At 60.7% G+C, this 13,384-nt stretch carries 13 protein-coding genes; 5 read left to right on the top strand and 8 right to left on the bottom strand.

Features of this window, described 5'->3' with window-relative positions; genetic code table 11:
• Positions 1-35 precede the first annotated feature (35 nt).
• Positions 36-521: a histone gene (locus tag PLANPX_RS07010; protein ID WP_152098044.1), complete on the top strand. Its 486-nt coding sequence runs from the start codon at positions 36-38 to the stop codon at positions 519-521.
• A 97-nt stretch (positions 522-618) separates the two neighbouring features.
• On the opposite strand, the gene PLANPX_RS07005 is transcribed toward PLANPX_RS07010, so the two are convergent.
• From PLANPX_RS07005 to PLANPX_RS06995, 3 genes are all read right to left on the bottom strand, one after another.
• The gene (locus PLANPX_RS07005; protein WP_152098043.1) at positions 619-1,737 is read right to left on the bottom strand and encodes a DSD1 family PLP-dependent enzyme; all 1,119 of its coding nucleotides are present in this window, start codon (positions 1,735-1,737) and stop codon (positions 619-621) included.
• A 225-nt stretch (positions 1,738-1,962) separates the two neighbouring features.
• Positions 1,963-2,493, bottom strand: coding sequence for a DinB family protein (locus PLANPX_RS07000; protein ID WP_152098042.1), 531 nt, complete (start codon positions 2,491-2,493; stop codon positions 1,963-1,965).
• 320 nt (positions 2,494-2,813) lie between these two features.
• Positions 2,814-3,392, bottom strand: coding sequence for a hypothetical protein (locus PLANPX_RS06995; RefSeq protein ID WP_152098041.1), 579 nt, complete (start codon positions 3,390-3,392; stop codon positions 2,814-2,816).
• Positions 3,393-3,741: 349 nt separating this feature from the next.
• Here PLANPX_RS06995 and PLANPX_RS06990 point away from each other — a divergent pair, with 349 nt between their 5' ends.
• The gene (locus tag PLANPX_RS06990) at positions 3,742-4,476 is read left to right on the top strand and encodes a hypothetical protein (RefSeq protein ID WP_152098040.1); all 735 of its coding nucleotides are present in this window, start codon (positions 3,742-3,744) and stop codon (positions 4,474-4,476) included.
• A gap of 90 nt (positions 4,477-4,566) precedes the next feature.
• On the opposite strand, the gene PLANPX_RS06985 is transcribed toward PLANPX_RS06990, so the two are convergent.
• The gene (locus PLANPX_RS06985) at positions 4,567-5,052 is read right to left on the bottom strand and encodes a hypothetical protein (protein ID WP_152098039.1); all 486 of its coding nucleotides are present in this window, start codon (positions 5,050-5,052) and stop codon (positions 4,567-4,569) included.
• A gap of 460 nt (positions 5,053-5,512) precedes the next feature.
• On the opposite strand from PLANPX_RS06985, the gene PLANPX_RS06980 reads away from it, so the two are divergent.
• Complete coding sequence (locus PLANPX_RS06980; protein ID WP_152098038.1) at positions 5,513-5,908, top strand: hypothetical protein; 396 nt, start codon at positions 5,513-5,515, stop codon at positions 5,906-5,908.
• A 361-nt stretch (positions 5,909-6,269) separates the two neighbouring features.
• Positions 6,270-7,097, top strand: coding sequence for a DUF4272 domain-containing protein (locus PLANPX_RS06975; protein ID WP_152098037.1), 828 nt, complete (start codon positions 6,270-6,272; stop codon positions 7,095-7,097).
• Positions 7,098-7,247: 150 nt separating this feature from the next.
• Here PLANPX_RS06975 and groL read toward each other — a convergent pair whose 3' ends face one another.
• Together groL and PLANPX_RS06965 are read right to left on the bottom strand one after the other, a co-directional pair.
• Positions 7,248-8,870: a chaperonin GroEL gene (gene groL / locus PLANPX_RS06970; RefSeq protein WP_152098036.1), complete on the bottom strand. Its 1,623-nt coding sequence runs from the start codon at positions 8,868-8,870 to the stop codon at positions 7,248-7,250.
• 151 nt (positions 8,871-9,021) lie between these two features.
• On the bottom strand, positions 9,022-9,339 hold the full coding sequence (locus PLANPX_RS06965) for a co-chaperone GroES (protein ID WP_145431987.1): 318 nt from the start codon (positions 9,337-9,339) through the stop codon (positions 9,022-9,024).
• A 719-nt stretch (positions 9,340-10,058) separates the two neighbouring features.
• On the opposite strand from PLANPX_RS06965, the gene PLANPX_RS06960 reads away from it, so the two are divergent.
• Positions 10,059-11,417 (top strand): TolC family protein, encoded by a 1,359-nt coding sequence (locus tag PLANPX_RS06960; protein WP_152098035.1) that lies wholly within the window; start codon positions 10,059-10,061, stop codon positions 11,415-11,417.
• 407 nt (positions 11,418-11,824) lie between these two features.
• Here the strand turns inward: PLANPX_RS06960 and PLANPX_RS06955 are convergent, their stop codons facing one another.
• Complete coding sequence (locus PLANPX_RS06955) at positions 11,825-12,055, bottom strand: hypothetical protein (protein WP_152098034.1); 231 nt, start codon at positions 12,053-12,055, stop codon at positions 11,825-11,827.
• A 178-nt stretch (positions 12,056-12,233) separates the two neighbouring features.
• Positions 12,234-13,379 (bottom strand): ATP-binding cassette domain-containing protein, encoded by a 1,146-nt coding sequence (locus tag PLANPX_RS27200; RefSeq protein WP_172991916.1) that lies wholly within the window; start codon positions 13,377-13,379, stop codon positions 12,234-12,236.
• Positions 13,380-13,384 lie beyond the last annotated feature (5 nt).

Here is a 13,384-nt window from a genome sequence, read left to right as displayed (position 1 = left end):
GAGGATTCGAGTAACTCGATGGAGTGAGGTGGGCGATGGCGAAGAAGAAGGCTGCAAAGAAGCCAGCGGCGCCGAAGAAGGCGGCCGCCAAGAAAGCGGTAAAGTCGGTCCCGAAAAAGGGGGCGCCGCATAAGGGATCGGTCGACGTCCCGGCGAAGATCGCTCCGGTGAAGAAGGGCGCCAAGAAAAAGGCGAAAACGGCCAAGCCGACTGCGGCCAAGGCGGCTCCGGCCCCCGCGCCGAAAAAGGCCGTGAAGAAGCCGAGTGCGAAGGCGACCAATCCGCCGAGCAAGAAGGCCGCCAAGCGGCCGACCGTCGGCAAGGGCGTCCCCGACGTCGCGGTGCCGGCCGTTGAGAAGAAGGTCGTCACGAAGAACGCCTCGGTCGGCAAGCGGAAGACGGCTCGCGTGCCGGTGCGCACGGGGACGGCTGGCGGTCGTCCGGGGGGCGGCGGGACGGGCGAGTTGGAGCCGGCGAGCGACACGGCGGCACAACGCGGACGCGGGCGGAAGCGGACTTAATCGGCTACGATAGTCGATGATAGAGTCAACTATCAATCGGGGCGCTTGGCCCCCGGTTTGAAGAACCGGGGGCGAAACGCCTTATTGCGAAGAGCGCCTACCACGCACAGCCGCGGGCGGTGACGGGCCAAATCGCTTCGACGCGATCGCCGCGGTAGCAGATCAGTTGATCGTGCATGTTCACCGTCGGGTCGCAGTGGCCGGGGATCAACTTCAGCTTCTCGCCCAGCTCGTAGTCGCGAGCGCCGTTCAGCTGGATGACGCCGTGCTCGTCGGAGATGTTCGAGTAGACGGCGCTCGTCTGCTCGGCGAGGAGCGGCAAGCCTGAGTCGACGCTCGATGACTTGAGGCCTGCGTCGACCACCGCCCGCACGCCGGGCACGCGGCTCATCACGGTGGTCCACACGAACAGGCTGTTCTTAAACCGCGGGAACGAGCTGTCGCTCCACTCGTTGGCGCCATAGTCGGCGTCCATAAAGACGTAGGAGCCGGCCTGCAGTTCGTTGTAGACGGAGCTGCCCGCTTCGAAGAGGAACGTGCCCGTTCCGGCGCCGGTGATTTTTGGGCACTCGATCCCGGCCGCCTGCAGGCAGTCGCGTGTGAACGCCGCGAGTTCCGCGGCCTTCGCGATGACGGCGCGACGCTCGTCGAGCGAGCGAACATGCTGCGCCGAACCATGGTACGCCTGCAGCCCCGCGAAGCGGAGTTGCGGCTGGACGCTGATCAGTTCGGCCAAGCGGACCGCCTCAGCCCCTGGCTGCACGCCGCAACGCTTGGCGCCGACGTCGATTTCCACGAGCACGTCGAGCGTGCCGTTGCCGGCGGCGCTCATCGCGTCGGCCAGCGCGGTGATTTGCTGCTCATCGTCGACGCAGATCGAAAGCTTTGAACGCTGCGCCAGTGCGGCAACGCGGGCGACCTTCGTCGGGCCGACGACTTCGTTCGAAATGAGCACGTCCTCGACGCCGCCGTCAACGAGGGCTTCGGCCTCGCTCACCTTCTGGCAGCAGACGCCGACGGCGCCGTGAGCTATCTGGGCGAGGGCAATCGTCGGGCACTTGTGAGTCTTCGCATGAGCGCGAAGCTGGGCGCCGAAGCCGGCGATCGCTTGCTGCATTTGCCGCAGGTTCGCTTCAAACGCATCGAGATCAACGAGCAGCGCCGGCGTATCGACGGCGGAGAGGTGCATGCCAACGGCGGCGGGCGTGTGAGACATCAACGGCTTACGGGTTGCTGGGCGATCATGCCGCGTGGAGGCAATGGAAGACATGGATACGGTGCTCACCAACCAATAAGGAAAACGTGTTCGTCAGGCGACGCTGGTAGGCGAGTGTAATTGAGCTGTTTGGTTTGCAGCAGGCGGTGCGGCCTTCAACAGGGGGGATTGCGCAGAATTGATTGCGGCAGGTAGCAAAAGAGGTGGTTTTATGCGGCCTTTCGACTATTTGATGAGGCCTGGACGAATCGAACGCGCTGGCAGCTTCACCGCAGGCAGCCCGGCCGCCCGGCGCCAGATGCTGATCTGGCCGATGTGGAGCGACTCGTGATGAAGCAGCAGGTCGGGGAGCATGAATTCGACTGTTGGGTATTGTTTGGCCCACCGCTCCAGCGTCGGCGGCCGATGGAAATCTTCCGGTTTCGCTGCGAGGAGGGCTTGAGCAACCTGCTCGTGCCCCGCGGCGAAGCGATCGACCATCGCCCGTTTGCTGCCGTAGGGCGCGAGTTCATCGAGCGGCCCGTGGCCGGCGAAACCAAACAGCGGATCGTCCTTCGGATCGACGACCGGTTCCCCCCTCAGCAACTGAATGATCACCGGGTGATACGCGGCGATGTGCCCGACAATCCACGCCGGATGATTCATCCGCCCCTGCGGCCGGAGGATGAATTGCTCGTCGGTGAGGTCGTCGAGCAGGGCGAGGGCGTAGCCGAGTTGGTTGTCCCAGGCGTAGATGATGGAGGCGGGGGTGAACATGGGGGTTCAGGGTTCAGGGTTCAGGTGGATCGCATGTCGTGTCGCGTCGGGAAGAAGCGAAAAACGCATTTTAGGCGACACTACATAAATCGTGTTCTGGAAGTGGCTTAGGTCGAATTTTAATGCGACATTGGCCGTGAAAGGCGACACTAAGCGGTGGAAGCGACATGGCGCCCGTTGGAGTTACGCACGCCGTTGCTCGCTCGACGCGCGCAGCCCGGCGCTTGCGCGGAATCGTTGTGCTCGTACTTCATATCTACTGAAGTATGCGGGCGGCGTCTATCCGCTACTTTCTGCCACTTGAACGGATTGCGGCAGTGCTACGCGAGCCGCTTGAAAAAGAGCCCGACAATCGACGCGAGGGCGACGAGCGTCGCGGCAGTCGGTTCGGGGATCGCGACGGCGCTGAAGTTGAAAAAGACGCCGTCGCCGTCGGCGGGCGTGTTGTTGAACCCGCCGAGGAGCGTCAAGTTGCCGTTGAGGCTGTCCGTAAGTTTCAGATTTGAATAGTCCGAGGATTTGAGGTGCAGCAGGCCGCCTAAGAAATCTTCGACGAACAACCTGCTGTTGAGAAACCGCTCGATGTTGGGCGCATTCACCAAGCCGGGCGTCGGGGATTGCGTTTGAATCGCCTCATTTCCATTGAGGGAGAGATCAAGATTGAGCAGCCGCGCCGTCTTCGCCGTTGCGTCGAGTTCGTATATGAACGTGCCGCCGATGCCGAAGTCGAGTTCGAACGGGCTGGGCACGCCGCCGGGAATGCCGATCCAAGGGGAAGGTTTGTACTCGTACTGCCCGCCGGGGTTGATGCGGTAGGTCGTCTGCGTAACGGCGGCGCGGGCAGGGGCTGCCGTCAGCGCGACAAACAACAGGCACGTGATGAGCCGCGCGCCGTTCATGGCCAAAGATCCCGACAAAAGAGTAAATGTTGACGCGGAATAGCGATTCGACTGCTCGCTTGAAGGCAAGAGTAACCCAAGACGGAGAGCCCGGCAATCGAAACGGCAATTTGCCGTTCAACTCGCGAGGCGAGAGTCTGGAGCGCGGGTGCAACAAGTGACGTGGGAAACGCGCCTCCCCTTTCCCCAGGAGAGCCGTCCGCATCTCCCGTCAAAACTCAAGGCTGATGGGCGACTTATTCCAACGAGTTTTTTGCATTTAGATATGACCTTTGCTAAACTCCTGCCGGAACGTTGAAAATCAAGTTCGACGCAAGTTTGCGTCATTTCTTTTTTGAGGAGGCGTCTAATGCTACGAGCCAGCCTGGGAGTATTGTCTGCGATTGCGTTCATGAATGCGGCCTCGGCACTCCCGCCTACTGATTCTCTGGTCGCTCCCGCTGGTTACGAAAATGCGCCAGCGCCGTCTAATAACTCGATTCCGTTCAGTTGGAGTTCGACGCGTTATCAGCAAATCTACGGGGCGGCCGATTTGCAGGAAGCAGTAGGACAACTCATCACGTCAGTCGCCTTTCGCGTAGCAGAAGACGACGGTTTTGACGGCGACTTCGCAGGCGGATTCGTTTACGCCGACTTCTCAATCGACGTTTCGGAAACGCCAGTAGCCGTCGAGAACATTGGACTTGATCTAGACGCGAACCACGGGCCGAATCGAACGACGGTATTTAGCGGCAACTACGTCGTGCCAGCGCTCGAGGGAGATTTGCTGGTGAATCCGTTCGATCTCCGCTTTGTGTTCCAGACGCCATTTCTATACAGCGGCGGAAATCTGCTTGTTGATTTCAAGCGAGCAAAAGCCGAGGCCCCGCTACCCAATCTTGACGCCGTCGTAGCGCTAGACACCGTCAAGCGAGCCTACAACGACACGCTCGGCATTGGAGCGCCCCGCTCAGACGATACGCTGGGCCTGATCACGCAATTTGAATTTCGAGACGTACCAGAGCCCGCCGCTGGTTTGATGCTGCCTTCGCTCGGCGTCATGTTTTGGGGGCTTTTCCGGCGGTTGCGAGCGGGTCAAAAATGACCCTCAGTTGGCGAGGCCTGCTTGGTGACTTCGTGACTTCCAGCAAATTGCTGGACAAAGCAAAGCGCCCCCGGCCGCAGACGCAGACGACTAAGTAGTAGCCGCTGGTTCGGTTGGTGCGATGGCGGAGAGGCATGGCGTTCTAGCGAAGATCAGCACGAGAACCAAGCCGGCAACGGGCGGGATAGCCAACGCGCTGGCGATTGGCGTGAGCAGGAGGCGTTTGCTCTCCAGCTCATTCTGCTCTAACTCTTCTTTGCTGAGGCTCTTGTAGACGTTTCGGGAACTGTACGACTCGGTGACCGTGACGCCGTGGGCGATGGTGCGCGGCGCGAGCAAAACTCCATAGGAGCCGTCGGGCTTCCGGACGAGTTTGCCGCCGGGCGGAACGGTGGGGCGATTGAGCATCGCCTTGGCGCCCTGGATCCGCCGGAGCGCCGACTGGCGACTGGTGACTCGATACAACTGGCTGAAAGCAATGAACTCGACAAGCGCGCCGACGAAGAGGAGCGCGACGCCAACGCGGAGGAAAAAGGCCCGCAGGTTTCGCGGAGGCATTTGTTCAGCTTGGTCCATGGGGCGAATGCGTACGAGGGCGTGACTGGGCGTTGCTCAGTCTATCGGTGCGATAACTAGCCCGCAAATTTCTTGGCGGCGTTTGTCTTTTTGAGATCATTGGAGCGAGCGACGGCCCGACGAATTCCGTTTTTTAGCCCCCGGTTCTTCAAACCGGGGGCGTGGGGGCCGGCCATCTCCATCCCCGCCCCGAATTCCCGTGCAGACGAATCGCGAATGCGAAGTTGGCCAAGTCGCGTATAGCACCGAGCGTAGTTTGATGTGGCGCGTTTCGCCCCCGGTTTGAAGAACCGGGGGCTAATTGGCAATTTCGTACTACGCGATGATTTTCGTTGACATTTGTATATGCCATCGTTATTTTCACGGCATGCGGCCGACGCTGGGAATCATGATCACGGCGACGACTTACGGCACGTGGCTGCGCGGGGATCGGCGCGGTTGAATCGACGACGGAGCGTTGATGCCGCCCTGCCCTGGGCTTGAAGACGCTGATCGCGAACGGATGGAACATTCGCCGTTCTTGTTTGGGGCAGAGCAGTTGTTTGAGGTGGGCGACCTGATGGGACGATCGCTCGTGCAGCGGTTGGCGGCGCCGATCTTTGCGCTGCATGTCGGCTCGTGGCACTTCCATCTCATCTTCGGCGTGCAGCCGGACAACGTGCCGGCGGCGGTGAAGTGCGGCAAGGATGCGGTGCGATTCGGGTTGCGGCCGAGCCGGCCGATTTGGACCGCGGGCTACGACAAGCGGTACTGTTTTGATGAGGCGTCACTGCGGGGTCGCATCCGTTACGTCGAGCGCCACAACGAACGCGCCGGCCTTCCGCCGCGCCCGTGGCCATTCATCACCACGCCCTGACGCCAGTAACCGGTGTTTTTTAGCCCCCGGTTCTTCAAACCGGGGGCGCGGCGGCCGGCCATCTCATTCCCGCCACGAATCTCGCCCACCACGTCCGCCATTCCCCGACAAGCAGCGTTCGCCGCCATCACCACGGCGCCGTTATATCGGCGTCACCCCGGGAATCGACAACGCGGGCGTAAGCGGGCGATGCGGCGTGTCTGGCGGCGCGGTTCGCCCCCGGTTTGAAGAACCGGGGGCTAAGGAGGCGTGTGTGCGGTGGGAGCGTTTTGTATTTGTTTCATGGAAATGTTAATGCAATTGGCGGAAATCATGGTCACAATCTTTGCACATACTTGTTGGCCTCAAAATCTGGTGAGCCATGGAACTCTACAGTAAGCAGAAAGCGGAAGTGCAACGACATTGGCGAATACGGTATCAAGAAGAGACGGAGCGGCGCGGCCAACCGCTGCCCGATGGTTTTGTCATATCGGAACCGGATGACGGTAAGCTCGAACCGCCCAATGCGAGTCGCGTTTTTCTTCGTTCATGCTGTTTGGCTTCTGTAGCTTTGCGCGGCCTGGCAGCCACGTGGGACGCCTCGGATGAGCAGCAATTTTTGCCGTCGCTCATTGATTGGGTGACTAAGTCCCAGTTGTCGGATGCGTTCGAGCCAGAAGAACTTCAAGTCATCAGCACACCCGCAGGAAAGCTTGATCAACAGCGTTTAGTTGACGCGTGTTGGCGTTGGGAGGGGGCTGCAGTCCTCGCTGCATCGTTGGGTCGTATGACGTTGCCGGCTCACGATCAAGTAGTCAATACTCAAGAGTGCGGTGAGGCGTGCGGGCTATTTGCAGAGCGCGTCGAGCTAGATGAAATTGAAAATAGCATTTCGTTTGATCCGCGCTTTGGCAGAACGGAGTTTGCCAACCAAGCTCTGGCGGTTCATTGGCGAATACGCCAATTTATGCAGGGAAGACAACAAGCGATCGACTTCCCTGCATATGCTCGGGGAGTTCAGTGGGCGGAGTTCAATCTGCGGGGAATTCCACTAATCGACGACGACCTGGCGATCGGCGATAAGCCGATTAGCATCGCTCACCCGTCTGATGTAGAAACTGCGTTGAGCATCGCCCGCGAGCGCCACCAGGCCGCGAACTGGTTGATTGGATGGGAGCCTGTCTATTCTGAAGTAGAAACTCCTACGTGACAGATCAAGTTGCTACGTGTCGCGGTCGACGGTGTATTTTTGAGAAGACAAAAAAATAGCCCCCGGCTTAAAGAGCCGGGGGCTAAGTCGTTTTGGTTTGAAGACCGCCGGGATGAACCCGGCGGCTCACTCTTTATAGTAGCTCGTCTCTTAATACATGTCATCCATGCCTGGGGCGCTCGCGGTCGCCTTGCCGCCCTTTTTCGGGGCTTCGGCGATGAGGGCGTCCGAGGTGAGCAGCAGCGTGGCGACGCTCGAGGCGTTTTGCAGCGCGGTGCGGGTCACCTTCGTCGGGTCGATGACGCCCGCCTTGACCAGGTCTTCGTAGACGTCGGTCGCGGCGTTGTAGCCTTCGTTGTTCTTCGCAGCGATCACCTTTTCGCAGACGATGCCGCCGTCTTGGCCGGCGTTGTTGGCGATCGCGGTGAGCGGAGCGCGGCACGCGCGGACGACGATCTTGTAGCCCGTCTCTTGGTCCTGGCTTAGCTCGGCCGGCTTCACCTTGCTGCTGGCACGCAGGAGAGCGACGCCGCCGCCGGGGAGGATGCCTTCTTCGACCGCCGCGCGGGTGGCGTGAAGGGCGTCTTCGACGCGGGCCTTCTTCTCCTTCATTTCACTTTCGGTCGCGGCGCCGACGTTGACCTTGGCCACGCCGCCGGCGAGCTTCGCGAGACGCTCTTCGAGCTTCTCACGATCGTAGTCGCTGGTGGTGTTTTCGATCTCGCGACGGATCTGGTCGATGCGACCCTTGATGTCGCCGCTCTTGCCGGCGCCTTCGATGATCGTCGTGTTGTCCTTGTCGACGATCACCTTCTTCGCGCGACCGAGTTCGGCAAGGCCGATCGAGTCGAGCTTGATGCCGAGGTCGTCGAAGATCGCCTGGCCGCCGGTGAGGACGGCGATGTCTTCGAGCATCGCCTTACGACGATCGCCGAAGCCGGGGGCCTTCACGGCGACGACGTTGAACGTGCCGCGGAGCTTGTTGATGACCAGCGTGGCGAGGGCTTCGCCGTCGATGTCTTCAGCGACGATCAGGAGCGGCTTGCCTGCGTTGACGACGGCTTCGAGGACCGGGACGAGGTCCTTGACGCTCGAGATCTTCTTTTCGTGAACGAGGACGTACGCGTCGTCCAGTTCGCAGGTCATGCTGGTGGGGTTCGAGACGAAGTAGGGGCTGAGGTAGCCGCGGTCGAACTGCATGCCTTCGACCCACTCGACTTCGGTGGCGAGCGACTTGCCTTCGTCGACGGTGATGACGCCGTCCTTGCCTACCTTCTCCATGGCTTCGGCGAGCATCTTGCCGATTTCGGTGTCGCCGTTGCTGGCGACGGTGCCAACCTGAGCCATCTCTTGCGACGACTTGATCTTGATCGACATCTTCTTGAGTTCGGCGGTGATATCAGCAACCGCTTTCTCGATGCCTTGCTTCATCTGGACCGGGTTGACGCCGGCGACGACGGCGCGGAGGCCTTCGTTGAAGATCGCTTCGGCGAGGACGGTGGCGGTGGTGGTGCCGTCGCCCGCGACGTCGCTCGTCTTGCTGGCGACTTCCTTGACCATCTGGGCGCCCATGTTTTCGTAGGCGTCTTCCAGTTCAATTTCCTTAGCGACGCTGACGCCGTCCTTGGTAACGGTGGGCGAGCCGAAGGACTTTTGCAGGATCACATTGCGGCCCTTGGGACCGAGGGTGACCTTGACGGCGCGGGCGAGTTTCTGGACGCCGCGACGCATTGCGTCGCGCGCTTCCTGGTCGAAGGCAATCATTTTGGCCATAGGTGGCTCCGGTTATGTGTTGGGTTGAGTTGTTCGCCGCGGGTGCGCGGCTTGTTGGTTTGGAGTATGACGCGACGGGTCGCGACAGTGGCGAGTTACGAGTTTCGAGAGAAATGCAATTGACTCGCGACTCGCTGCTCGCGACTCGCAACTACTCGATCACGGCAAGAATGTCGGATTCGCTCATGAGCAAAAATTCTTCGTCATCGATCGTGATCGTTTCGGGGGCGTAGCTGGTGAAGAGGACGCGGTCGCCCTTTTTCACTTGCAGGCTGCCGCGGGTGCCGTCGTCGAGAAGCTTGCCGGTGCCGATGGCGATGATCGTGCCGCGGCTCGGCTTGTCCTTGGCCGAATCGGGCAGGACGATGCCGCCGGCGGTCTTGGTCTGCGATTCTTCGCGCTCGACGACGACCTTATCGCCGAGGGGTTGCAGCGTGACCTTAGCCTTCTTCTTCGTGGCGGTTGCCATGGAAACGAACCTCCGATGCGTGTGTGGAATGCCTGTGTGCGAACTTCCCGCGGCGACCCGTGACGGGCTGAATGCGGGATTTGGTTTACGGTTGATTTGGCGAGCCGCGGCCTTAATGGCTGCGGTCTGGGCCTCGCGCAGCCCATCAGTGTGACGAATGGGCGGCGGCTGGGGGAGGGGCCGGGGGTGCGAAAGGGTGGAATCGCGACCGCTTGCGCAGCCTCTCCGCTGGCGAGTGGTTCGTTAGCAAGCGCTGCGCCAATCTCGGAAATCGTCACAAGTTGTTTTTGGGTTGGGATTTACGCCGGAATGACAAAAAGCGGCGGGCCTGCCGTTTTGGCGAACGGAGGCTGTGGGGTTAAGGGTTGCGTTGGGAATGGCTGCCAGGTTGGCAGGCGAGGTAGGAGTTATCGACGGCTGCGAGATGCCGTTTTGTGGAGGCTGATTAATTTTGTGGGAGGCGTCTCCGACGCCGAATTCGCTCACCACTCGACCGCGGCTTGAGCTGGCCGCGCGTCATCGGCGTCGGAGACGCCTCCCACAAGTTCAAAGAAGAAGGGCTCGTCCAGCTCCGCCTCTGCGCGATCGCTACCGTGCGATCATTCCGCAAACTCAGCCCGAACGGCGCCCGTGGCAAAATAGTGCTAGCTGCTAGGGGTCGTACGAGCGGCACTCGATATGAGGGGAGACGTGCGTCTTCGTCCCCTCGATCGAATGCCATGCCGCTGAAGTCACTCGCCACTTTCGGAGTTGCCCTGCTGGCCGCGTCGCTTGGTTGCCGCTGCTCGTCGCGGTGCTGCATTCCGGCGACGCCGCACGTGGCGTGCAATTTCAAAGAGACGACGGGCGAGACGCTGCCGCCGAACCTGCGCGAGCTGACGCCCGATTGCAACGTCGTTGAGTGCAATCTGCAAACGCTGCCGAGCCCCGGCGAAACTTACGAGTTGCTCACCGCCTCCGATGCGCAGTGCCGTGCAGCGACGAACGCGACGATCGCCAACCTAGTGAAGCTCGAAGAGCACTGGGCGGGCGTGATCATCGAGTGCGATTCGAAGATCGTGGCAGAGAACGTGTGCCTGCAACGCGACCTGCTGGAACTTCACGCCGCCGACGAGCGGAACAAGGCGGCGGCTGCGGCGCTCGAAGCGTTCTACCAACTTGCGGCGATCGAAGCCCGCAAGCACTATCTCGAACAAGCGACCCAAGAAACAACGCGGACCCGCGACCGGCTCGATAAGCTGCGCGAGCAAGGTCTGCCGGCGGAAGTCGATCGCGACGAAATCGACGCGCGGCTGACGACGCTGGAGGACCAGCGGTTGCAGCTCGACTTTGCGCGGGTGCAACTCAACGGCCAGCTGCAGAAGCTACTTGGCTGCCCGGTGTCGGAGTCGACCTTCTTCTGGCCGCAAGCCGATTGGGAACCGAACCTGACGCCGCTCGACGCCGATGCGGAGCTCGCGGCGGGCTTGCCGAATCGATTTGATTTGCGCGGGCTGGAGTTGGTGCTGTGCAACTTAGAAAAATCGACGATTCGCGTTGCTCGCGGCGTGCTCGGCGTGGCGGACGCGACGCTCGGTTCAGTGGAGCCAACCGACGGGATCGTTCACAAGCTGCGTTGCATCAAGTGCAACGACCACGAAGTCGACGTGCGGTGCCGGCAGCTCTCGATGCTGCACACTGATACGGAACAACTCGCGACGGCGGAGATTAAAGGCGCCGTCTACCAGATCGTGATGCAGCAGCAGCGCGTGGCGCTCGCTCGCAGTGCCGTCGAAGCGCGGCAGAAGAACGTCGACGCCCTCGTCGCCCGTCGCGACGCCGACGATACGCCGATCTTCGCGATTAGCGCCGCTCGCGGCCGGTTGTACGAGGCCGAAGGGGAGCTAGTGCAGCAGGTCGCCTCGCTAAAAACGGCAGAGGTGACGCTCAAGAAGGCCCAAGCGGCGCTGGCGGCGGAGTGCGGGTTTGAACCGAAGCTTTGCTGCGAAGGTTGTTGCAACGGGCACTGCATGCGTTGCGTGGCGCCGACTTGCAAGACGTGCGAACAGCCGTGCAGCTGCGAGAAGTGCCGAAAGTAGGCACTCCTGGCTCGTGGCGTCAGCTCTCGAAAATTGCGAACAGCACGTAGAAAAACAATATCCAAAGGCCCCCGCATATTGGCGATAGAGCGAGAGCTCGTTTGATGCTTCGAATCTTGAGAATTCCCCTCGCCGTGCCGTAGCCCAGGATCATCGCAATTGCGAAACCGGTGCCGATTGCCCACACCAAGGGGTAGAAAAAGATCACCCCATCCATCCCGCGGCAGGCAACCCGCACAAAGAGAACCACGAAAACGGGTAGACGTGGTCGTAATCGTCGGTGACTTCTACTCTTTCAAAGTTTTCTCGTTCGTAATCATTCATCAGGTCGGGTCCCGACTGAACCGAAGGAGAGCACCGAAGACCAGTTCGAAGCGAAATCTGCGCCCGGCGATTCTAGTCGCGGGTCATTCGCCTTCCAGCAGCTCTTCGATCCGATTCTGGTGATCGACGCAGCAGGCGTGGACGTGGAATTTCACTCGCTTGTCGTCGCGGATCTCGACGTTCACCGCGCTCGGCCAGTCGTGATAGTGGCACTTGAGCGTTTCGACCTGATCGCGGATTTGCTCGGCGGCGGCTGTGAGCAGCTCGCGAAGACGAGGGTCGGTTGGCGGATCGGAAACGGTGACGTTGACCATGGCGGAGTCGATTGATTTTTTGACAGGATTACAGGATCTCACGGATTTACAGGATTAGAAACAGGGGAGACAGGTACGTCAAAGACGCGGCCAATCCCCACGGCCTTTCATCCTGTCGATCCGCGAAATCCTGTCATCCTGTCTAAATGCATTCGAACAAGCACGCCGCATCGTCAAACTAAGTCCGGCTTGCCAGCACGTTGCGGAGTTCGTCGACGAACGTCTTGCTGCGGGCGATGACATCCTTAAAGTCGGCTTTTCCGAGCGTGTAGAAGACCGATTTCGAGCGTGCGACGATCGTCGCGTTGCGCGGCTCGTCGCGGAGCAACGCGGCTTCGCCGAAGTATTGGCCCTCGTCGAGTTCCGCCACTTTTCGTGACTCGCCCGCGTCGTCGATCAGCACGTCGACCTTGCCGCTGCGGATGAGATAAAACAATTCGCCGGGATCGCCTTGGCGGATGATCACGTCGCCGGGCGCCGCTTCTTGGACCATCATCTTGTCGGCGATGTCGGTGAGCGTGCTCGTGGTCAGGTCGGAGAAGAGCGGGAACTGGCGGAGGAACGCGCAGATCACCGACGTTTCGTGGACGGCGACGTCGGAGCGAATGTAGCCGTCGACCATGTTCACGATGCGGTCGGCGACGTCGAGAATGCGGTTGTCGTGGGTGACCATGATGATGGTGCACCCTTCGTCGCGAGCCAGCTCCTGAAACAGCGTCACCACTTCTCGCCCCGAGTGTTCGTCGAGTGCGGCGGTCGGTTCGTCGGCGAGGACCAGCTTCGGCGAGTGGACCAAGCCGCGGGCGATCGCGACGCGTTGCTTCTGGCCGCCGGAGAGCGACTTCGGTTTGTAGTGAATGCGGTGGCCGAGGCCGAGGCGATTGAGCAGGTAGTCGATCCGCTCCTGGGCAAGCTTGCGATCCATGTCGAGCAGCTCAGCCGCCATGTTCACGTTCTGAAACGCGGTGAGTGATTCGAACAAGTTGTGGGCCTGAAAGATGAATCCCATCTCACGGCGGAGATTGACGATCTCGTCGCGCGAGGCGCCATTGAGTTCGTTGCCGAGGACCTTCAGACTTCCTTCCTGCACGGTGCGGAGCGTGCCGATGAGCGTCAGCAGCGTCGTTTTGCCCGAGCCGGAGGGGCCCGTCATGATGACGATCTCGCCGCGACGGACTTCGAGATTGTTTTGGTGGAGCGCCTGCTTGCGTAGTTCGCCTTCGCCGAAATAGTGATTCAGCTGCGAGACCTTAATAGTCTTTGGGACTTGCGGTCCCTGCGAGTAAGCGCCGCTGGTGGCCGGTAGTGAAGCAAAAGCAGTCATAGAGT

It is taken from the genome of Lacipirellula parvula (assembly GCF_009177095.1).
Taxonomy (GTDB): domain Bacteria; phylum Planctomycetota; class Planctomycetia; order Pirellulales; family Lacipirellulaceae; genus Lacipirellula; species Lacipirellula parvula.
Note: the sequence above shows the minus strand (reverse complement) of the source record. Positions and strands in the feature narration are given on the sequence as shown.

Excerpts from the sequence above, each read along its gene's own strand:
- PLANPX_RS07005 (WP_152098043.1), bottom strand. The coding sequence starts at position 1,737 with ATGTCTCACACGCCCGCCGCCGTTGGCATGCACCTCTCCGCCGTCGAT.
- PLANPX_RS07000 (WP_152098042.1), bottom strand. The coding sequence starts at position 2,493 with ATGTTCACCCCCGCCTCCATCATCTACGCCTGGGACAACCAACTCGGC.
- PLANPX_RS06960 (WP_152098035.1), top strand. The coding sequence starts at position 10,059 with ATGCCGCTGAAGTCACTCGCCACTTTCGGAGTTGCCCTGCTGGCCGCG.
- groL (WP_152098036.1), bottom strand. The coding sequence starts at position 8,870 with ATGGCCAAAATGATTGCCTTCGACCAGGAAGCGCGCGACGCAATGCGT.
- PLANPX_RS06980 (WP_152098038.1), top strand. The coding sequence starts at position 5,513 with ATGCCGCCCTGCCCTGGGCTTGAAGACGCTGATCGCGAACGGATGGAA.
- PLANPX_RS06965 (WP_145431987.1), bottom strand. The coding sequence starts at position 9,339 with ATGGCAACCGCCACGAAGAAGAAGGCTAAGGTCACGCTGCAACCCCTC.
- PLANPX_RS07010 (WP_152098044.1), top strand. The coding sequence starts at position 36 with ATGGCGAAGAAGAAGGCTGCAAAGAAGCCAGCGGCGCCGAAGAAGGCG.
- PLANPX_RS06995 (WP_152098041.1), bottom strand. The coding sequence starts at position 3,392 with ATGAACGGCGCGCGGCTCATCACGTGCCTGTTGTTTGTCGCGCTGACG.
- PLANPX_RS06955 (WP_152098034.1), bottom strand. The coding sequence starts at position 12,055 with ATGGTCAACGTCACCGTTTCCGATCCGCCAACCGACCCTCGTCTTCGC.
- PLANPX_RS06975 (WP_152098037.1), top strand. The coding sequence starts at position 6,270 with ATGGAACTCTACAGTAAGCAGAAAGCGGAAGTGCAACGACATTGGCGA.
- PLANPX_RS06985 (WP_152098039.1), bottom strand. The coding sequence starts at position 5,052 with ATGGACCAAGCTGAACAAATGCCTCCGCGAAACCTGCGGGCCTTTTTC.
- PLANPX_RS27200 (WP_172991916.1), bottom strand. The coding sequence starts at position 13,379 with ATGACTGCTTTTGCTTCACTACCGGCCACCAGCGGCGCTTACTCGCAG.
- PLANPX_RS06990 (WP_152098040.1), top strand. The coding sequence starts at position 3,742 with ATGCTACGAGCCAGCCTGGGAGTATTGTCTGCGATTGCGTTCATGAAT.